14 protein-coding genes are annotated in these 15,729 nt (G+C 68.0%); 3 read left to right on the top strand and 11 right to left on the bottom strand.

Annotated elements, in window-relative coordinates; genetic code table 11:
* Window positions 1-27: 27 nt before the first annotated feature.
* The 7 genes from LK533_RS11325 to LK533_RS11295 all read right to left on the bottom strand — a co-directional run bounded on the left by LK533_RS11325 (window position 28) and on the right by LK533_RS11295 (window position 9,601).
* Window positions 28-1,095, bottom strand: coding sequence for a c-type cytochrome (locus tag LK533_RS11325; protein ID WP_229363011.1), 1,068 nt, complete (start codon window positions 1,093-1,095; stop codon window positions 28-30).
* Window positions 1,092-1,703, bottom strand: a complete 612-nt coding sequence (locus tag LK533_RS11320; RefSeq protein WP_229363009.1) for a cytochrome c oxidase assembly protein — start codon at window positions 1,701-1,703, stop codon at window positions 1,092-1,094. Before LK533_RS11320 ends, LK533_RS11325 begins: the two co-directional genes overlap by 4 nt.
* A complete protein-coding gene (locus tag LK533_RS11315; protein WP_229363007.1) occupies window positions 1,700-2,080 on the bottom strand; it encodes a hypothetical protein in 381 nt (126 codons plus the stop codon). The genes LK533_RS11320 and LK533_RS11315 overlap by 4 nt, the downstream gene beginning before the upstream one ends.
* On the bottom strand, window positions 2,077-4,602 hold the full coding sequence (locus LK533_RS11310) for a cbb3-type cytochrome c oxidase subunit I (RefSeq protein ID WP_229363006.1): 2,526 nt from the start codon (window positions 4,600-4,602) through the stop codon (window positions 2,077-2,079). The genes LK533_RS11315 and LK533_RS11310 overlap by 4 nt, the downstream gene beginning before the upstream one ends.
* Window positions 4,599-5,585 carry a cytochrome c oxidase subunit II gene (coxB, locus tag LK533_RS11305; RefSeq protein ID WP_229363004.1) on the bottom strand — a complete coding sequence of 329 codons (987 nt, stop codon included), beginning with the start codon at window positions 5,583-5,585 and terminating at the stop codon, window positions 4,599-4,601. The genes LK533_RS11310 and coxB overlap by 4 nt, the downstream gene beginning before the upstream one ends.
* A 150-nt stretch (window positions 5,586-5,735) precedes the next feature.
* Entirely contained in the window at window positions 5,736-7,700 is a 1,965-nt protein-coding gene (locus tag LK533_RS11300; RefSeq protein ID WP_229363002.1) for a CocE/NonD family hydrolase, read from the bottom strand.
* A gap of 125 nt (window positions 7,701-7,825) precedes the next feature.
* Window positions 7,826-9,601: an ABC-F family ATP-binding cassette domain-containing protein gene (locus tag LK533_RS11295; protein ID WP_229363001.1), complete on the bottom strand. Its 1,776-nt coding sequence runs from the start codon at window positions 9,599-9,601 to the stop codon at window positions 7,826-7,828.
* A 188-nt stretch (window positions 9,602-9,789) separates the two neighbouring features.
* On the opposite strand from LK533_RS11295, the gene LK533_RS11290 reads away from it, so the two are divergent.
* The 3 genes from LK533_RS11290 to LK533_RS11280 all read left to right on the top strand — a co-directional run bounded on the left by LK533_RS11290 (window position 9,790) and on the right by LK533_RS11280 (window position 12,207).
* Window positions 9,790-10,029, top strand: a complete 240-nt coding sequence (locus LK533_RS11290) for a hypothetical protein (protein ID WP_229363000.1) — start codon at window positions 9,790-9,792, stop codon at window positions 10,027-10,029.
* A gap of 21 nt (window positions 10,030-10,050) precedes the next feature.
* The gene (locus LK533_RS11285) at window positions 10,051-10,731 is read left to right on the top strand and encodes a response regulator transcription factor (RefSeq protein ID WP_229362999.1); all 681 of its coding nucleotides are present in this window, start codon (window positions 10,051-10,053) and stop codon (window positions 10,729-10,731) included.
* 171 nt (window positions 10,732-10,902) lie between these two features.
* Window positions 10,903-12,207: a sensor histidine kinase gene (locus LK533_RS11280; RefSeq protein WP_420705846.1), complete on the top strand. Its 1,305-nt coding sequence runs from the start codon at window positions 10,903-10,905 to the stop codon at window positions 12,205-12,207.
* Window positions 12,208-12,229: 22 nt separating this feature from the next.
* Here the strand turns inward: LK533_RS11280 and LK533_RS11275 are convergent, their stop codons facing one another.
* The 4 genes from LK533_RS11275 to LK533_RS11260 all read right to left on the bottom strand — a co-directional run bounded on the left by LK533_RS11275 (window position 12,230) and on the right by LK533_RS11260 (window position 15,725).
* A complete protein-coding gene (locus LK533_RS11275; RefSeq protein WP_229362997.1) occupies window positions 12,230-13,234 on the bottom strand; it encodes a winged helix DNA-binding protein in 1,005 nt (334 codons plus the stop codon).
* Window positions 13,235-13,307: 73 nt separating this feature from the next.
* Window positions 13,308-14,825 carry an NAD(P)(+) transhydrogenase (Re/Si-specific) subunit beta gene (locus LK533_RS11270; RefSeq protein ID WP_229362996.1) on the bottom strand — a complete coding sequence of 506 codons (1,518 nt, stop codon included), beginning with the start codon at window positions 14,823-14,825 and terminating at the stop codon, window positions 13,308-13,310.
* Between the two features lie 45 nt (window positions 14,826-14,870).
* Window positions 14,871-15,188, bottom strand: coding sequence for an NAD(P) transhydrogenase subunit alpha (locus LK533_RS11265; protein ID WP_229362995.1), 318 nt, complete (start codon window positions 15,186-15,188; stop codon window positions 14,871-14,873).
* A gap of 15 nt (window positions 15,189-15,203) precedes the next feature.
* The gene (locus tag LK533_RS11260) at window positions 15,204-15,725 is read right to left on the bottom strand and encodes a nucleoside 2-deoxyribosyltransferase (RefSeq protein WP_229362993.1); all 522 of its coding nucleotides are present in this window, start codon (window positions 15,723-15,725) and stop codon (window positions 15,204-15,206) included.
* Window positions 15,726-15,729 lie beyond the last annotated feature (4 nt).

Genomic DNA, 15,729 nt, shown 5'->3' with positions numbered 1-15,729 from the left:
GCACGAAGGGCGTTGCGCACGCGCCCGTCAGTCGACGCTGCTCGCAACCCCATGCTCCAGATACGCGGCCAGCGGCTCGATCATCTCTTCGGGGATGCGCCGGGCGATGACCGGCATCGTCGCCTGCGACTGGCGGGCGTCGATCTCGCCCTCTTCGCCGCGCCAGGCGCGCAGGCGGTCGGCGATATAGGTGGCCTTCTGCCCCTCCAGCACCGGCGCGCGGCCGTTGGGTTCGTGGCAGGAGCGACAGGCGGGCAGTTGCTGCTTCGGCAGCCCCTGGGCGACGATGCGCGCAGGCTCGCCGTTGCCAGTGGCGGAGAGCTGCGCTGGCAGTCCGGGCATGGCGGCAAAGGCGCGCGCCAGCGCCTCCATTTCCGCAGGGGACAGGGTGACGGCGACATTGCGCATCACCGCGCTGTCGCGCTTGCCGGTGGCATAGGCGCGCAACGCTGCGAGCAGATAGGCAGGCTTCTGGCCGCCCAGCACCGGAATGTCGCCCGCACCGCGGCCGCGCCCGTCGGCGCCGTGGCAGCCGGTGCACGACCGCAGCGTCGCGTCCCGGACGCCGGCCACCGGCGCGGCGGGCGCCTGCTCGGTCAGCTGGCGATATTCGGCGGGCGTCATCCGCGGCAGGCGGCGGACGAAGGCGACCATGCGCCGGATCTCGTCCGGCCGGTCCTTGGCCGCCCAGGCCGGCATGCCGGTGAACTTCACGCCATGTTCGACGATCCAGAACAGCTGTCCGTCCGACCATTCGCGCGCGTTCACCGAAAGATTGGGTGCCGCGGGCGTGGCGGCCTGCATCACCGGCGAGGGCGGTACGCCGGGAGCCCCGTGGCACACGGCGCAGCTGTTCTTGAAGTGGCCAGCGGCGCTCACCAGCCCGCGGTCGTCGCGCGGCGCGGGTTCGCCTGCCATGATCGTGTGGGTGCGGACCGAGTTGCGCATGGTCCAGTGCAGGAACCAGTCGGTGATCGCCCAATGGCCGGAAGAAGCGGCGACGTTGAACAGCCCCGACCAGGCGAAGAGCATGCCGGCTGCGCCAAGCGCGAGCAGGGCGGTGATGGCACGCGCCCAGGTGATGCGGATGGTCATGCGCGTGCCTCCTCTCGCTGCCGCACCAGTCCGCCCAAGAGCGCGAGCGCGCCCAGGAAATAGCTGGCGCCGCCGATCAGCAGCATGACGACGCCGCCGAGTTGCTGGTCCTCCAGCGGATCAAGCCCGGCCATTGCGCCGTGCATCGCCATCATCGGATACAGCGGGCGCGGGGCAAGGCCGATCAGCGCGCCCAGCAGCGTCATGTGCATCGAGGTGAGCAGCAGCGCGCCAATGCCGCGCATCCGCCGCTCTCCCCCGGCGCCGAGCACCGCCGCCCACAGCAGCACGCCGGCGGCAAGGAAGCTCGCCTGCTCCAGCGCGAGCCACAGCGGATTGGTATCGGCAAGCGCGCGCAGCGCCGGCAGGTGCCAGCCCCACACCACGCCCAGCTCGACAACCGACATGGCGAGCGGATGCAGGAGCTGCGGCGCGATACGCGCCAGGTCGAAGCGCGTGCCGCCCAGGCCCCAGGCGAGCAGCGGGGCGGAGACGGCAACCGCGATCATGTGGCCGGCCATATGCCCGACCATGCCGAGCCCAAGGGCGGACAGCACCCAGGACAGCAGCAGCGTGGCGACGCCTGCGGCAAGGCTTGTGCGCCTCATCGGCAATCCTGGAGGAAGATCACGGGAACGGCGGTGAACACCACCCCGGCAAAGCTCAGGCCCGACAGCAGCAGGGTCGCCTTGGCCAGGAAGCGGATGCGGTCACTGTCGGTGCCCCCCTCGTGCGGCGGTGGGTCGCCCGGAGTCGCCGACTGGATGTGTGCGACGATGCCCGCAGCCGCGATCAGCGCCAGCGCGATCGCGGTGCAGACGATGAACAGGACCGGATATTTCGCGAAGCTGCCCGTCTTTGCGCAGGTCACCGCTGCCCAGATGTAGGAGAACAGGAAGTGCGCTGCCCAAAGCGCGGGCGGGACGATCAGCGTCCACAGCGTGACGCGCAGCGCGCGGACGCGATCGGCCAGGCCGCGTTTCATGCAACCTCCGGGAACAGGCCGATCGTCAAGTAGGTGACGACGGCGGTGAGCGCGAGGAAGTGCTGGTAGACCGTGATGTTGTGCAGATCGGCGTCATGCGCGGGGGTCATCCGCCCGGCGAGGCTGCGCGCGAAGGTGTAGAGCTGCATGATGACGCCGATGCCGTTGTGCGCGGCGGTCCAGATCGCCAGCGTCCACACGATCGCCGGATAGACATGCTGCGTCGGATCGAGTCCGGTGGTCCACGGTCCCGCGAGCCCTGCCACGAGCCCGGCCAGCGAGGCGATCGCGCCCACGACCAGCAACAGCCGCCCGGCAGCGACGCCGCCGCGGGCATGGACTTCGCGCGCCGCCACCGTCGCGGCCCAGCTGACAAGCGTCAGCGCCATCGCCACCATCGGCCAGGTGACGCCGGGACCGTCGAAGCCCGGTCCGCTCGGCGGGAACTCGGGATGCACGGTCCAGTAGAAATAATAGCCGAACACCAGCCCGGAGAACGCCGTCGCGTCCGCCATCATGGTGATGAACATCGCCCACCAGCCGGCCGAGGACGGGCCTGAGACATAGAGCGGCAGCTCCAGCCCGTGGCCGATCGGCTTGCACGGCTTTTCGGGGATCTCGGCGGTGCCGGTCCACAGCCAGGCGAGCACCATGGCGAGCGTCGCGAAGCCCGACAGCAGCGCCAGCCAATAGAGGTGGTAGGTGGTGAGGATGAAGACGCCGCCGAGGGCGGCGGCGGTCAGCATGGGCTTGACGCTGGGCGTGCCGAGGCGGACGACCTGCAGCGGTCGCGCGTCGAGCACGGTGGTGATGATCGTCTCGCGACGGCCTTCCTCGGCATCGGGGAGGAAGAAGCGGCCCTCGTCGACCTTTTGCACAAAGCCGGGCTGGTCCCAGATCGGGTAGCGGCTTTCGATCAGCGGCACCGAGCGGACGCCCCAATTCTCTGCATTTGGTAGCGTCAGCCACTCGAGCGTGCCGGCGCGCCACGGGTTGCGCTCCGCGAGCGTGCGGCGGGGCGACAGGCAGAGATCGACCACGACGATGCCGACGCCGGTGGCGAACAGATAGGCACCCAGCGTCGAGGCGAGATTGAGTCCGCCGATGCCGAGCTCCTCGGGATAGGTGAAGACGCGGCGCGGCATCCCGAGCAGGCCCGACAGATGCATCGGGAAGAAGGTGAGGTTGGCCCCGACGAACATGAACCAGAAGGCGATCCGCCCCAGCCGGTCCGACAGCTTCTTCCCCGTCACCAGCGGCCAGTAGTAGTAGAGGCCGGCGAAGAGCGGCAGCAGCGTGCCGCCGATCAGCACGTAATGGAGGTGCGCGACGACGAAATAGGTGTCGTGCGCCTGCCAGTCGAACGGCACGACCGCGACCATGACGCCGGTCAGGCCGCCGATCACGAAGATGGCGAGGCTGCCGGTCGCATAGAGCAGCGGCGTCGACCAGGTGACTCGCCCCGCCCACAGCGTCGCCAGGAAGCAGAAGATCTGCACGCCGGTCGGGATCACCACCGCTTCGGATGCGGCCGAGAAGAAGGCCAGGCTGATCTTGGGCAGGCCGGTCGCGAACATGTGGTGGACCCACAGGCCGAAGCTGAGGAAGGCAGTGCCCACCGCCGCCAGCACGATCCACGGATAGCCCAGCAGGTGCCGGCGCGCGAACGTCGGCACCAGCATCGCGAACAGCGCGATTGACGGCAGGAAGATGATGTACACCTCCGGATGACCGAAAATCCAGAACAGGTGCTGCCACAGCAGCGGATCGCCGCCGCGCGCCGCGTCAAAGAACGGCCAGTCGAGCAGTCGCTCCATCTCGAACAGCACGTCGCCCGCGATCAGCGGCGGGAAGGCGAACAGGATCATCACCGCGACGACCAGAATGTACCAGGCATAGAGCGGCATGAGGTTGAGGCGCATGCCCGGCGGTCGGCACTTGAGCACGCCGACGATCAGCTCGACGGCGGCGGCCACCGACGACACTTCGATGAAGGACAGGCCCAGCATCCAGATGTCGGCGCCCAGCCCGGACAAGTCGCTGCGGGTGGTGAGCGGCGGGTACATGAACCACCCGCCATCGGGCGCCACGTTGAAGAAGATCGAGCCGGAAACGAACACGCCGCCGATCAGGAAGCTCCAATAGCCGAATGCCGAAAGCCTGGGGAACGGCAGGTCGCGCGCGGCCAACAGGCTCGGCAGCAGGATGATCGACACCGCCTCGAACATCGGCACGGCGAACAGGAACATCATCATCGACCCGTGCAGCGTGAATAGCTGGTTGAAGGTCGAGGCGGAGACGAGATCGTTCTCGGGCACCGCCAGCTGGGTGCGCATGATCAGCGCCAGCACGCCCGCGAACAGCATGAAGGCAAAGGCGGTGGAGACATACCAGTTGCCGACGCGGTTGTTGTTGCAGTCGGTCCAGCGGAAGAACCAGCCCTTGGGCGCATCCCACACGGCGCGCAGCCGTTCCTCCTGCGCCCGGCGGACGGCAGGATCGTTCTGGGCGTCGGCGGTCATTTCAGGCCTTGCAGATAGGTGGCGAGACGACGGGCATCGTCCGGCGGCATGTGCGGGAAGGCGGGCATGCGCACGCCGGGCTTGGTTTCGGCCGGCATGCGGATGAAGCGGGCGATCGCCTCCGTCTCCATCGGCAGCGTGCCGGCGGCGACGGTCGGGCGGCCGCCGAAGTGAGTGAGGTCCGGGCCGATGGTGGCGGTCGCCGGCGTGCCGCGGATCGCATGGCAGCCGGCGCAGCCATAGCTGTCGAACAGGGCGTAGGCCGCCGCGTCACGGCGGGCGGCGGGTGCGGGCCGGCGCTGGGTGGCGATCCAGCGATCAAAGGCGGCGGGCTCCATCGCCACGACGTCGAACGCCATCAGCGCGTGCGACAGCCCGCAGAATTCGGTGCAGGCGCCGCGGTAGCGACCGGCCTTGTCGGCGCGGACCACCAGTTCGTTGGTGCGGCCGGGGATCATGTCCATCTTGCCGGCAAGGCCCGGGATCCAGAAGCTGTGGATCACGTCCTGTGCCTCCAGGCGGAACACGACCGTGCGCCCGACGGGGATGCGCACTTCATTGGCCGCGACCACCGGTGGCGTGCCGGTCGGCTGATACGCGACGCGCCACCAGAATTGCTCGCCCGTCACGGTGATGCGCAGGTCGGCTGGCGTGGCGGTGCGCGGGCGCATCATCGGCAGCGCATAAAGCAGCAGCGCCAGGAGGACGATGGTGGGCACCAGCGCGCCGAGCACCAGCACCAGGCGCATGCCCTTTTTGTGGGTGAGCTTTCCCTCCGGCGCGCGGACGGCAATGACCCACAGCAGCGCAAGCACGCCCAGGATCACAGCCGAGCCGATGACCAGCACCAGGGTAAGGCTGCGGATGTCGGCTGCGTCCGCTCCGAACGGCGCCAGCGCGGACTGATGGCGGTTACAGCCGCCGATCAGCAGCGTGGCCGCTGCGGCGAGCCCGAATTTCCCGCCCCGTCGTGCGCCCCGCATGTGCCCCCTGTGTCCCGCCCCGCGTGCGGCACGTCCTCCACACGATTGAATCTCGTCCGGTTCGGCAACGTCCGCGCCGCCGGGTTCGATCCGCAGACACAAAATGTAAGATCCGCGGCGGCACAGGGGCACGCCGCGGATGTGCGCGGATCAGCGCGCCGCCTGAACCTGTGGCTGGTCGACGGGCACGACCGGCAGCCATACGGCGGTGGGCGACGCGGCATTGTGCTCGATCGTCACGGTTGCCTTCTGATAGTCGGCGGGCTTGGCGAAGAAGATGTTGGGCACATATTTCTGCGGGTTGCGGTCGTAGAGCGGGAACAGCGTCGACTGGATCTGCACCATGATGCGGTGGCCCGGCTGGAACACATGGTTCACCGTCGGCAGGCGGAAGCGATAACGCTGCACCTTGTTGGCCGGGATCGGGGTCGGCTTCTCGAAGCTGTCGCGATAGCGGCCGCGGAAGATGTCGAGCGCGATCGGCAGCTGGTAGCCGCCCATCTTCGGGTCCGACGCAACCTCGTCGGGATAGACGTCGATCACCTTGACCACGAAGTCGCCGTCGGTGCCGCTCGTGCGGGCGAACAGGTCCGCGATCGGCGCGCCCGACACGCGGGTCGGGGCGGTCAGCACCTCGGTCTGGTAGGTCAGCACGTCGGGACGGCCGTCGACGGAACGCTGGTCGCTCACCAGCCACTCCTTCCACCGCGCGGAGTCGGCGAAGGACACCGGCCGGGCGAGGTACGGCACCGGCTTGGCGGGATCGGAGACGTAGCTGTCGGCACCGCCCGCGGGCTTGCCGAACGACAGGCTGTAGTTGCCCTGCAGATAGAGCGGCGTGAGCGGCTGCGCGCAGTCCTTTTCGCAGGCGAGCGGCCAGGTGGCGAGCCGGTCCCAATGGTTGGCCCCGGTGTTGTAGATCAGTACCGGCGGCGCCTGATAGGCGGGCGCATTGTCGCGCAGATAGCGGTTGAAGAAGGGCAGCAGCACGTCGCGGCGGAACTGAAGCGCAGTGTCGCCGTCCCAGTTGAGCGGCCCAAGCGACGAACCATCATAGTTCACCTGGCTGTGCCGCCACGGACCCATGACCAGGTGGTTGTTCCCCGCCTTGCCCTTTGCCTTCAGCGCTTCCCAGGTCATCACCGCGCCGTACATGTCCTCCTGGTCCCACAGGCCCTGGATCCAGAGCGTCGGCACGTTGGAGGGATTGGCCGCGACCATCTTGTCGAGCGCCTGGCCCTGCCACTCGCCATCATAGGCCGGGTGCTCCGACATGCGCCGCCAGAAGGGCAGCTGGTCGAAGCCCGACTGCTTGGCCCAGGCACCGGCGGAGCCGATGCGGCGGAAGGTTTCGTAATCGTCGAGGCCGGTCGAGGGGGGCTGCTGGCCCGCGCCCTTGAAGCCGCTCTGCGACCCGATCCAGCCGATGTTCGCCTGGCGGAACGCGCCATAGTGGAACCAGTCGTCACCCATCCAGCCGTCGATCATCGGGCTCTGGGGTGCTGCGACCTTGAGTGCCGGGTGCGGCCCGAGCAGCGCCATCACCACCGTGAACCCCTCGTAGGAGGAGCCGAGCATGCCGACGCGGCCGTTGGATTCGGGCAGGTTCGCCTTGTTCACCAGCCAGTCGATGGTGTCATAGGCGTCGGTGACATGGTCGACCTTGGTGCGGTTGAGCGGGCCGATCACCGGGCGGGTGACGACATAGTCGCCTTCGGAACCGAACTTGCCGCGAATGTCCTGGAAAACGCGGATATAGCCGTCGTTCACGAACACCTCGTCGCCCTGCGGCAGTGCGGACAGCATGTTGGGGCTGTCGCTGCGCGAGGCGCGGCCCGAGGCGTTGTAGGGCGTGCGCGTCAACAGGATCGGCGCGTTGGTCGCCCCCTTGGGCACGATGATGACGGTGTGCAGCTTCACCCCGTCGCGCATCGGCACCATGATCTCGCGCCGCTCATAATTGTACGCGGTGGTCGGCATGGTGAAATTGGGTGGAATGTCGCCCGTGCTCGCCTCTGCGCGCGTGTCGACGTCCTTGGGGGCGGGCGGCGCCACCTGTGCGGTGAGGGCGGCGAACAACATCGGGGCGGCAAGCAGGGCAGGGCGCAGGCGCATCAGCATTTCCTTGGGTGCGGCGCCCGAGGAACATGGGCGCCGCCGGCATTGTTGCGATGCAGCGCCGCTGAGTAAAGCGACTTCGCGCGTGCCGATCCGCATCCCGCCGCAGGGATACAGGAACCTTACCCCGCCAGCGCCTCGGCCTGTTCCGCGAGCTCCAGCCAGCGTTCTTCCGCGGCATCCTTGTCGGCACGCGCCTTGGCGACGCTTGCCATCAGCGTGTCGAACTTCTTGGGATCGCGCGCATACAGGTCCGGGTCGGCCAATGCCGCTTCGTCCCGCGCGATCGCCTGTTCCAGCTTCTCGATCTGCCCGGGCAGCAGGTCATAGTCGCGCTGGTCCTTGTAGCTGAGCTTGGTGGCCTTGGCGCGCACCGGCTCGGCAGCCGGTGCCACCTTGGGCTTGCGCTCCGCCTTGGGCTTGCGGCGCGCTTCCCAGTCGGCATAGCCGCCGATCACCACGTCGACCGTACCCGATCCATCGAGCCCCAGCGTCACCGTGACGGTGCGATCGAGGAAATCGCGATCGTGGCTGACGATCAGCACGGTGCCGGCATAGTCGCCGATCACCTCCTGCAGCAGGTCGAGCGTCTCCAGGTCGAGGTCGTTGGTCGGCTCGTCGAGCACCAGCAGGTTCGAGGGCCTGGCGAACTCGCGCGCCAGCAGCAGGCGCGAGCGCTCACCGCCCGACAGCGTGCCGATCTTGGCCTCGGCGATGCTGGGGTCGAACAGGAACTCCTTGAGATAGCCGTGGACGTGCTTGCGCACGCCTTGCACCTCGATCCAGTCGCCGCCGTCGGCAAGCACGTCGCGCACGCGCTTGTCCGGCGCCATCAGCTTGCGCTGCTGGTCGATGACGATGCCGTCGAGCGTCCTGGCGAGCTTGATCGTGCCCGCATCGGGTGCCAGTTCACCGGTCAACAGGCGCAGCAGCGTGGTCTTGCCGGCACCATTGCCGCCGACGATGCCGATGCGGTCGCCGCGCCGCACGCGCAGCGAGAAATCCTTGATGATCGTGCGCTCGCCGAACGCCTTGGAAACGTGCTCGGCATCGATCACCACCTTGGTCTTGGTGTCGTCGCTTTCGATCGCGAGCTTGGCGGTGCCCTGCGGCCCGGTCATGGAAGCCCGCTCGGCACGCATCTTGTGGAGCGCCTCCAGGCGGCCCTGGTTGCGCTTGCGCCGTGCCGTCACGCCGCGGTGCAGCCAGTGCTCCTCGATCTTGAGCTTGGCGTCGAGCTTTTCGGCGGCGCGCTGCTCCTCGGCCTGCACCGTCTCCATCCAGGCATCGAAGCCGCCGAAGCCGATCTCGTTGCGGCGGATGGTCCCGCGATCGAGCCACAGCGTGGAGCGGGTGAGCCGGGTCAGGAAGGTACGGTCGTGGCTGATCGCGACGAACGCGCCCGAAAAGCGACCGAGCCATTCCTCCAGCCATTCGATTGCCGAAAGGTCGAGGTGGTTGGTCGGCTCGTCGAGCAGCAGCACGTCGGGGTTCATCGCCAGCGCACGCGCGATCGCCGCACGCCGCCGCTCACCGCCGCTCGCGGTCGCGGCCTCGCGCGCGAGGTCTATGCCGAGCTGGTCGGCGATCGCTTCCACTTCGTGGGTAGCGGCGGCATCCTCGCCATGGCAGGCGAAGTCGTGAAGCGTGGCAAAGCCCGAAACATCGGGATCCTGCTCCAGCAGCACCACGCGCGTGCCCGGCACCACGGTGCGGCGTCCTTCGTCGGAGTCCAGCGTGCCCGCGATCAGCCGCAGCAGCGTCGACTTGCCCGCGCCGTTGCGTCCGATCAGCGCCAGCCGGTCGCGCTGGCCGATGTGGAGGTCCAGGCCGCGGAACAGCCAGCCGGATCCCTGGATCAGGCCGAGGCCTTCGTAGCTCAAGATGGGTGCTGCCATGGGCGCGAGGTAGGCGGCTGCCGCACGTGGGGCAAGTTGCCGCCGTGCAACACTTGCACGGCCGGTCATATTCATAGGCTATTCAAGGCACTCCCCCTATGCCAACCAGCATGAGGATGTTGGTTCGAGCTGGTCTTTGCGTGTGTGCGCTGCTGCCTGTGGCAGTGGATGCGGCCCCCGTGGCCGGCATGCAACGCCACCGCAGCGACCAGGAAGCGGCGATGGAAGGCCGCAAGCAGGGCAAGATCCTGCCGCTGCGCGACATCGAGCGCCGCGTCACCGGCAGGATGCGCGGCGCACAATATCTGGGCTTCGACTTTGACGCCGGCACCGCCATTTACACGCTCAAGTTCCTGCGCGATGGAGCCGTGATCTGGGTCGACGTCGACGGCCGCACGGGCGAGATCGTCGGCCGGACGGGACAATAGAGCCTTCGCGAAAGGGTGAAAATGCGCGTTCTGATCGTCGAGGACGAACCGAATCTGGGCCGGCAGCTGCGGGCCACGCTGGAAGGCGCCGGCTATGCCGTGGACCTCGCCACCGATGGCGAGGAAGGGCATTTCCTGGGCTCTACCGAAACCTATGACGCGATCATCCTCGACCTGGGCCTGCCTGAGGTCGACGGGCTGACCGTGCTCGACCGCTGGCGCAAGGAAGGCCGCACCGCGCCGGTGCTGGTGCTGACCGCGCGCGACAGCTGGTCCGACAAGGTCGCCGGGCTCGATGCGGGCGCCGACGACTATGTTGCCAAGCCGTTCCAGACCGAAGAGCTGATCGCCCGCCTGCGCGCGCTCATCCGTCGCGCCTCGGGCAATGCCTCGGCCGAGCTGAACGCGGGCGACATCCGCCTCGATACCCGATCGGGCAAGGTCACCAAGGCGGGCGAGCCGGTGAAGCTGACCGCGCAGGAGTATAAGCTGCTCAGCTACCTGATCCACCACAAGGGCAAGGTCGTCAGCCGCACCGAGCTGATCGAGCACATCTACGACCAGGACTTCGACCGCGATTCGAACACGATCGAGGTGTTCGTCACCCGCATCCGCAAGAAGCTGGGCACTGACGTGATCACCACGATCCGGGGTCTGGGCTACAGCCTCGACGAGCCGGGCGCGCCCGCGCCGACGGTTTGACGCGCAGCCGGATCGACGACCGGTGACGGTGGCGGCGCGATGAAACCCTGGGGCGGACTGCTCGACACCTGGGCCGCGCGGCACGACAAGGCGGCGACGCCGGTGCAGCCGGGGCCGAACGACCCACGGCCGCGCAGCTATGTGCGCGTGACGGGGTCGCTCAGCCGCCGCATGATCCTGATCGCGGCGGCGTGGATCCTGCTGCTGCTGTCGGGCGGCGGTTATGCGCTCGACCGGGTGCTCACCTCTGCCATCACCCGCAACTTCGACGACCAGCTCGACTATCTGCTGAGCTCGATGATCGTGTCCGCGCAGATCGGGCCCGAGGGCGAGGTCGTGTTCGATCGCGAGTTGAACGACCAGCGCTTCCTGGAGCCGGGCTCCGGCCTCTACTGGCAGGTGAACGGCAAGGGGTTTGAGCCGTTCCCGTCGCGCTCGCTGTGGGATCGCAAGCTGCCCGTTGGTGGACCGCGGCACAAGGATATCCGCACCTATAATAGTGATGCCTTCCCGGACGAGAAGCTGCGCATCGCGGAACGGGACCTGACGTTGCCGGGGTCCCCGGTACGCTGGCGGTTCCAGGTAGCGGAGTCGCGCATCGTTCTGGACGAGCAGATCCTGGTGCTGCGCCGCACGCTGGTGCGCAGCTTCCTGCTGCTCGGCCTCGGCCTGATCGTGATGGCCGCGTTGCAGACGTGGTATGGCCTGCTTCCCTTGCGCAAGCTGCGCTATGCGATCGCGCGGCTGCGCAGCGGCGAGGCGGCTCGGCTGGAAGGATCGATGCCGGCCGAAGTGGCGCCGATGGTCGAGGAACTCAACGCGCTGGTCGAGCATAACGATCGGCAGGCGGAGGAAGCGCGGCGCCACGCCGGCAACCTGGCCCATGCGCTGAAGACGCCGCTGACCGTCATCATGAACGCCGCCGCCGCCGGGCAGGACGATCTGGTCGACACCGTGATCCGCGAGGCGCGCACGATGCGCCGGCAGGTCGACCATCATCTCGCCCGTGCCCGCGCCGTCGGGCGGCGGGGAAGCGCCCATAGCCGCTCCGAAGTGTGGCCCTCGGTCGAGGCGGTGGAGCGCGCGGTCAGCCGGCTGTATCCGAATGTCCGCGTCGACGTGGACGGCGCTCGCGACCTCGTCGCGCGCATCGAACGGCAGGACCTGGACGAGATTCTGGGCAACCTGGTCGAGAATGCCGCCAAATATGGTGGGGGCAGCGTGTTCGTGACGGTGCGCGCCGACATGGGCTTTGCGGAAATCATGGTCGAGGACGATGGCGTCGGCATCCCCGAGGCGGACCGCCAGCGCATCTTCGATCGCGGTGTCCGGCTCGACAGCGGCAAGCCCGGCACCGGGCTCGGGCTCGCCATCGTGCGCGATGTGGCCGAAATCTATGAGGGCACGGTCACGCTGGAAGAGAGCGAGGACCTGGGCGGGCTGCTGGTGAGGCTGCGGCTACCGGCGTTCGGATAGCCGCCGTCCTTCGGCTGCGGCCTCAAAAGAGCGGCAGCCCCATACGCCGCACGGCGGCGACATAGCCCTGCATCCCTTCGAACCCGCGGTCGGTGAGTGCGACATAGGCGCGGCGCCGGTCGTGCGGGTCGTCCTGCCGCTCGAACAGCCCCGCCTCGATCATGGTGGTGATCCAGCGCAGCGCCGTCGTGGGCGGCACGGCGGCGGCAATGCACAGGCTGGAAACGGACACCGATGCCTGCTCCAGCCGCGCCACGGTCAGGTCCAGCAGCATGTCCCACGCGGGATCGGCGAACAGTTCGGCATCGAAAAACTGCTCGCGAAGCCGGCGGGCGCGAATCACCCCGCGAATTGCGGACGGGGTGGGCAGCGCTTCCGCACCCTGGTCGGTGGGGATGGGGCCCGGCTCCAGGTGGATGCCGTCGCGCGTCACCGGCGCAGGATCGAAGCGCGCCCGCCCCTCCGGCTTGCCCGCGCGGCCCGAGACGGTGAGGCGGTTCAGCGCATCGGCGATGCGGGCGACTTCCTCACTCAGCCGGCGCAGGCGGTCGCCTTCGTTTTCCGTGAAACCGCCAAATTGGGGCAGCCGCCGCTGCCGGGCGATCGTCAGCGCGGCCACGCGGTCGGCGGTGGTGGGATCGCACAGCAGCTGGGCACCGGGCGCGGTGACCTGCGAAACCACCTGGTCGAGTTGCTCCGTGTCGCAACAGACGACCAACCCGGCCTCTGCGGTCTGGCTGGCGGATTGCGCCCATAGGAGCAGCGCCTCCAGCGCAGCCGGCTCGGCTCCCGTCGCCTCGATCAGCAGGACATCGAAGCGGAGAAGCGGGTCCAGCGGCGCGTCCGTCTGTGCGAAGTCGCTGCGCCCGACGATGTCGGCGCCCGCGAGCAACGCTGCGTTTTCTGCTGCGGTCGCGCTGGCGGGATCGTTCGCCACGATGCGCAGCGCGGCGGCACTTGCGCTCAGCGGGGGACGGCCAAGCCCCCCGGCGAGACCATCGGAAGCGAGCGAAGACGATTCCAGCATGCCTGAAGCCCCACCGTTACCCGGATGTTAAGCATCCGTTATGACGGCTTGGTGGCATAGAAATTGTGCCAGTTCAATCGAGCGCCTTGACGATCTCTTCCGTCATCTTCTTGGCGTCGGCCAGAAGCATCATGGTATTGTCCATGTAGAACACCGGATTGTCGACGCCCGCATAGCCGACGCCGCCCATCGAGCGCTTCACGAACAGCACGGTCTTGGCCTTTTCTACATCAAGCACGGGCATGCCGTAGATGGGCGAGCTCTTGTCCGTCTTGGCAGAGGGGTTGGTAACGTCGTTGGCGCCGATTACGAAGGCGACGTCGCTTTGCGCGAACTCGGCGTTGATGTCCTCCAGCTCGAACACCTCGTCATACGGCACGTTTGCCTCGGCCAGCAGCACGTTCATGTGGCCGGGCATGCGGCCGGCGACCGGGTGGATGGCATATTTGACGCGCACGCCATGGGCTTTCAGCTTGTCGGCCATCTCGCGCACGGCATGCTGCGCCTGGGCGACCGCCATGCCATAGCCCGGGACGATGATGACCTGTTCGGCCTGGCTCATCAGGAAGGCGGCATCCTCGGCCGAGCCGCGCTTCCACGGGCGGTCGATCGCCTCGCCGCCGCTGGCGCCGCCGGTTTCCGCGCCAAAGCCGCCGGCGATGACGCTCAGGAAGCTGCGGTTCATCGCCCGGCACATGATGTAGCTCAGGATCGCGCCCGAAGAGCCCACCAGCGCGCCGGTGATGATCATCGCGCTGTTGCCAAGCGTAAAGCCCATCGCCGCCGCCGCCCAGCCCGAATAGCTGTTCAGCATCGAGACCACGACCGGCATGTCCGCGCCGCCGATCGGAATGATCAGCAGGAAGCCGACGACAAAGGCGAGCACCGTCACCGCCCAGAACATCCACGGCGTCTGGGTGTGGGCGAACTGCACGGTCAGCGCGAGGATCGCGCCCAGCACGGCCAGGTTGATGAAGTGGCGGCCGGGCAGCAGGATCGGCTTGCCCGACATGCTGCCGTTGAGCTTGAGGAAGGCGATGATGGAGCCCGAAAAGGTGATCGCGCCGATCGCGGCGCCCAGCGTCATCTCAAGCCGGCTGACCGGGTGGATGGCCGCGAAGGGCTGGCCGATCATCGGCACCACCAGCTCGGCAATGCCGAAGGCGACCGGGTTGAGGAAGGCGGCGCAGGCGACCAGCACCGCGGCCAGGCCGACCAGCGAGTGAAAGGCGGCGACCAGCTGTGGCATCGCCGTCATCGCGATCCGGCGCGCGGTGGTGAGGCCGATGACGGCGCCGAGTGCGATGGCGCCGAGAATTTCGAGCAGCGTCAGCGTGTCGATACGCGCAAAGAGCGGGCCGGTCGCAGCGACGGCCCCGCTGGGATCGGCCAGAACCAGCCCCAGCGTCTGCACTGGCATATGGGTCACCAGCGTCGTGACCACCGCGATCGTCATGCCCGCCATGCCGAGCCGGTTGCCGCGCCGCGAGGTGGCGGGGGAGGAGAGGCCCCGCAGTGCGAGAATGAAGCACACGCCTGCGATCAGGTAGGCGAGAGCCACCCAGGGGTTGACCGAAGTTCCGTGTTCCATCCTGAACCCCTTGTTCCGTCACCCCGGCCTTCGCCGGGATGACGACTAATGCGATGACGACGAGTGCCTGGCGGCAGCCTCCGGCCGTTCCTTCTTCTTGTACATGGCCAGCATGCGTTCGGTGACCGCAAAGCCGCCGAAGATGTTGATGCTCGCCAGCACCACCGCCAGCAGCCCCAGCCATTTGGCACCGGGCACGCCTGCCGCGGCGGCTGCGACCAGCGCGCCGACGATGATGACGGAGGAGATTGCGTTGGTGACCGCCATCAGCGGCGTGTGCAGCGCCGGGGTGACCGACCACACCACATAATAGCCGACGAAGCACGCCAGCACGAAGATCGACAGGATCGAGACGAAGTCCATGGCCTTGCCCTTTCGTCAGCGGCTCGCGGGGATCGCGCGCAGGCAGGCTTCGAACGCCGCCATTGCCGCCGGATCCCCGTCTGCGACCGTCACCCATTCTCCGTGCGACGCGACCGCGCCGCCCAGCATCAGATTGTCCTGGTGGCCGAAATCCTCGACCACCGCTTTGGCATCGTCCCCGACCAGCGCACGCATGCGGGTGGCGAAATCCCCCACGGCCGAGGAATAGCCATGGATCGGCCGGTCGAGCGCGGCGAAGAAGCCGAGTTCGAACGCAGTGCCGGCATCCGCGCCGACCCCGCGGAACGGCGTCAGATTGGCGACGATCGCATCGGCCGAGCGCATCAGCGCCAGGTTGGCGCGATAGATCGCCACGCCCTCGTCGAAAGTGCCGCTGGCCGAAGGGCTCGCCTCCACATCGAACGGAAAGATCCCCTCGAACCCCAGCGCGGCGCAGAGGTCGAGCTTGGCGCGGGCGATTGCGGGGGCGTTGGCCAGGAACACGTCCGGGCCGGCAAGATAGAGGCGCTTCGCCATTCTG

Source organism: Sphingomonas sp. PL-96 (assembly GCF_020707215.1).
Taxonomy (GTDB): Bacteria; Pseudomonadota; Alphaproteobacteria; order Sphingomonadales; family Sphingomonadaceae; genus Sphingomonas.
This window is presented reverse-complemented; position numbering and strand designations above follow the sequence as displayed.

What these genes read in the sequence shown, in the direction of transcription:
- LK533_RS11325 (WP_229363011.1), bottom strand. Translation starts at nt 1,095, where the DNA reads ATGACCATCCGCATCACCTGGGCGCGTGCCATCACCGCCCTGCTCGCG.
- LK533_RS11320 (WP_229363009.1), bottom strand. Translation starts at nt 1,703, where the DNA reads ATGAGGCGCACAAGCCTTGCCGCAGGCGTCGCCACGCTGCTGCTGTCC.
- LK533_RS11315 (WP_229363007.1), bottom strand. Translation starts at nt 2,080, where the DNA reads ATGAAACGCGGCCTGGCCGATCGCGTCCGCGCGCTGCGCGTCACGCTG.
- LK533_RS11310 (WP_229363006.1), bottom strand. Translation starts at nt 4,602, where the DNA reads ATGACCGCCGACGCCCAGAACGATCCTGCCGTCCGCCGGGCGCAGGAG.
- coxB (WP_229363004.1), bottom strand. Translation starts at nt 5,585, where the DNA reads ATGCGGGGCGCACGACGGGGCGGGAAATTCGGGCTCGCCGCAGCGGCC.
- LK533_RS11300 (WP_229363002.1), bottom strand. Translation starts at nt 7,700, where the DNA reads ATGCGCCTGCGCCCTGCCCTGCTTGCCGCCCCGATGTTGTTCGCCGCC.
- LK533_RS11295 (WP_229363001.1), bottom strand. Translation starts at nt 9,601, where the DNA reads ATGGCAGCACCCATCTTGAGCTACGAAGGCCTCGGCCTGATCCAGGGA.
- LK533_RS11290 (WP_229363000.1), top strand. Translation starts at nt 9,790, where the DNA reads ATGCAACGCCACCGCAGCGACCAGGAAGCGGCGATGGAAGGCCGCAAG.
- LK533_RS11285 (WP_229362999.1), top strand. Translation starts at nt 10,051, where the DNA reads ATGCGCGTTCTGATCGTCGAGGACGAACCGAATCTGGGCCGGCAGCTG.
- LK533_RS11280 (WP_420705846.1), top strand. Translation starts at nt 10,903, where the DNA reads ATGATCCTGATCGCGGCGGCGTGGATCCTGCTGCTGCTGTCGGGCGGC.
- LK533_RS11275 (WP_229362997.1), bottom strand. Translation starts at nt 13,234, where the DNA reads ATGCTGGAATCGTCTTCGCTCGCTTCCGATGGTCTCGCCGGGGGGCTT.
- LK533_RS11270 (WP_229362996.1), bottom strand. Translation starts at nt 14,825, where the DNA reads ATGGAACACGGAACTTCGGTCAACCCCTGGGTGGCTCTCGCCTACCTG.
- LK533_RS11265 (WP_229362995.1), bottom strand. Translation starts at nt 15,188, where the DNA reads ATGGACTTCGTCTCGATCCTGTCGATCTTCGTGCTGGCGTGCTTCGTC.
- LK533_RS11260 (WP_229362993.1), bottom strand. Translation starts at nt 15,725, where the DNA reads ATGGCGAAGCGCCTCTATCTTGCCGGCCCGGACGTGTTCCTGGCCAAC.